This window comes from Planktothrix sp. FACHB-1355, from assembly GCF_014748295.1.
Taxonomy (GTDB): Bacteria; Cyanobacteriota; Cyanobacteriia; order Cyanobacteriales; family Aerosakkonemataceae; genus Aerosakkonema; species Aerosakkonema funiforme_A.
The window spans coordinates 1-2,771 of record NZ_JACJUP010000974.1 but is presented as its reverse complement, the minus strand read 5'-3'; the positions used below and the strand labels follow the sequence as shown (position 1 = coordinate 2,771).

The 2,771-nt window shown below is 44.1% G+C and carries 3 protein-coding genes; all 3 read right to left on the bottom strand.

Features of this window, described 5'->3' with window-relative positions; genetic code table 11:
* The coding region (recO, locus tag H6S82_RS27760) for a DNA repair protein RecO (protein WP_191057069.1) at positions 1-409 on the bottom strand (409 nt) is incomplete at its 3' end.
* A gap of 56 nt (positions 410-465) precedes the next feature.
* Entirely contained in the window at positions 466-1,170 is a 705-nt protein-coding gene (gene deoC / locus H6S82_RS27755) for a deoxyribose-phosphate aldolase (RefSeq protein ID WP_190464812.1), read from the bottom strand.
* Positions 1,171-1,247: 77 nt separating this feature from the next.
* Entirely contained in the window at positions 1,248-2,573 is a 1,326-nt protein-coding gene (locus tag H6S82_RS27750) for a DNA cytosine methyltransferase (RefSeq protein ID WP_190464811.1), read from the bottom strand.
* Between the last annotated feature and the right edge of the window lie 198 nt (positions 2,574-2,771).

Below are 2,771 nucleotides of genomic sequence, written 5' to 3'. Positions count from 1 at the left end.
TATATGAGTTTTTTGAAGTTGTGCTGGGCAACTTTTCTAAACGCCCCAGATGTGTGTTTAGCAAGCTAAAAAGTTCTTCTTGAGGTTGTTCGCTTAAAGCGCAACACAGTATTATTTCCGCCAAGTATTGGCTGGCAGAAAGTTTGGCCAAATCTTGACTCAGACCTGGGTAAGATTCTAATGTTTCTGCCTGGGTAATTTTATCGAGCGATCGCCCTTTGGCAATCAGCAGCTCGTTCACCACAAACGACGCACTCCTTCCACCCAGTTTTGAGTTGTGCTTGCGAGAACCGGGCGCTACTGCCCTAATCAAACCAAACTCCCGCGTCAATATCGTCAGCAGCCGGTCTGATTCGCCCAAGGGCATACTTTTGAGATTAATACCAGTAGCTTTGTATACTCGACTCATAACTTGGGGTATTGGGGAAATGGGGCACTGGGTCATAGAAAGGGAATGTTTAATGTTTAATATTTAACTTTCCCCTCATCCCCTGTCTCCTTCTCCAGGTTATCGCGCTGACGGAGCAAATCGGGTCCGCCAGATGTGCCTAAGCGGGTGGCTCCGGCCACAATTAATTCGATCGCCTGGGTATGAGTGCGAATACCTCCCGATGCCTTAATACCAACACCTCCTTTCGTTATTTCTCTCAACAATTTCACGTCTGCAACTGTTGCGCCTGCGTACCAACCCGTGCTAGTCTTCAAAAACTGTACGCCCGCATCCATACATATTTCAGCTGCCAGTCGTTTTTCTGCATCTGTCAGCAGGGCAGTTTCTAAAATAGCTTTGACGGGTTTCCCGGTTTCTTCACAAATTTCGGCTATTTCACGATGTATTTCGCTAGTTTTACCAGTTTTCAACCACCCCAGATTGATTACTACATCTAACTCTGCGGCACCATCTTCTACGGCTTCTTGCGCTTCGTAGAGTTTCACTGCCGAAGTTGTCGCGCCCGCAGGAAAACCTATGACCGTACATACCTTTGGTGTCTTGCCGTGCAGAAGTTCGGTTGCTAACCGCACGTAGGTAGGGTAGACGCAAACCGTCGCAAAATGAAACCGCTCTGCTTCTTCGCACCACTGCCGCACTTGATTTGGGGTAGCCGTTGGATTGAGCAGTGAGTGTTCGATAAAGGTCGCAATATCAATGTCTGGCAAGTGTGCCGCCATCGCTGTTCCTCTGTGAGACCTATTGTTAACTTTTATCACAAAAATAAGTAAATTAGATATAATTCCACAAACTTCGCCTAAACGACGGATTCGGGAATCTCAGTAATATGGCGATCGCGTCTTTTTCTCGGTTCGATTACGTGCGGATCGACACCGCAATGTTTAGCAGCTTCCGACATTGTAATCTTTAACAATTCTGCCTTTTCCAACAACTTTTTTTCGCCTGTTGGTTTAACTGGAGAGATATCCAAAGCGCGGATAATTTCTGTTGCTATTGCTTTTGCTAATAGAGGTGGAACAGAATTTCCCACTTGTCGAAAACCGTGCCATTTTGTTACGTGGAATCTGAACCAATCCGGGTAAGAATGCAGTCGCGCCGCTTCTCGCACGGTGATACATCTCGGCAGGAATGGATGAATCGGTCGAGGTGAAGTAAAAGCGCCCAGATTGCTAGCTGTTCCTGCTCTAAGAGTGTTACAAATACCGTTTGGATCTAATTTATAAAAGTGACTGATTTTTTCTATTTTACCTTGTTCTGTATTATTAAATCTCTCAATAGATTCCGGCGAGTGATTTGTCCGCCTACTTGAGGTAATAATTTGCGGGTCGAATGCGCGATCGTAACCATAATCGCTATCTGCACCATAGCGAAGTTTACGAGCATAATCGCTCGGTTCGCCGTATTCTGCTATGGTTGAATCTTGTTTGAGTAATTCCGGATAATCTTCTACTGTTGGCAAGTCTCGTATGGCATCCCAAACTGTTGGCACAATGGGAAGATGAGAGGATAATATTTTTTGCTTTTTATGGGATATTGGTTTATTAATTGCTGTAATCGATTCGGGGTACTTAGGCAAAGATAATCCTCGACGACATCCCAGGAGAAATAATCTGGAGCGATTCTGCGGCACGCCGTAATTAGCGGCATTGAGGACTCGGTAGTTTTCTTGTACTTCATAGCCATTATCTTTAAAATAAGCGATGATATTTAGGAGAAATTCCTTATGTTTGCCAAGTGTAAGACCGGGGACGTTCTCGAAGACAAAAAACTTAGGATTTAGTTCGACAACTAAACGCTGAAATTGAAATATAAGCCCATTGCGCGGATCGTCTAAACCGCGTTTTCCCATAAGAGAAAATCCTTGGCAAGGCGAACCGCCAAACACAACATCGATATCGCGATCGCCAATACCGGAAATATTTCTAATCTCCGAACCGTTAGTGTTAGCAATATTCAGACATAAAACGCGCCAAAAGGGGAAATTGTACTGATGCGTGATACAATGAATCGGGTCTAATTCCACAGCAGCTAGCACGTCAAACCCAGCTTGTTCAAAGCCAAGGGTCATGCCACCAACACCGGCAAATAAATCTACACCAATAGGTCGTTCTTTACTTTCCATTCAATCTTGAAGATAACTGATGAGAAACCGGGTTTATTTAGCTATTGAAACTCGATATTTCATTGCTTTAACCCAAAGGAACCCGGTTTCTGGGAGAGCTGAATTGGTGTTATAGATGAAAATTAATGAGTTATGAGTTTTCAATTTTGAATTTATAACTCATAACTCATTGTTTCTTGTTGCCCGGATCTTTAGCGC

What these genes read in the sequence shown, in the direction of transcription:
- H6S82_RS27750 (WP_190464811.1), bottom strand. Translation starts at nt 2,573, where the DNA reads ATGGAAAGTAAAGAACGACCTATTGGTGTAGATTTATTTGCCGGTGTT.
- deoC (WP_190464812.1), bottom strand. Translation starts at nt 1,170, where the DNA reads ATGGCGGCACACTTGCCAGACATTGATATTGCGACCTTTATCGAACAC.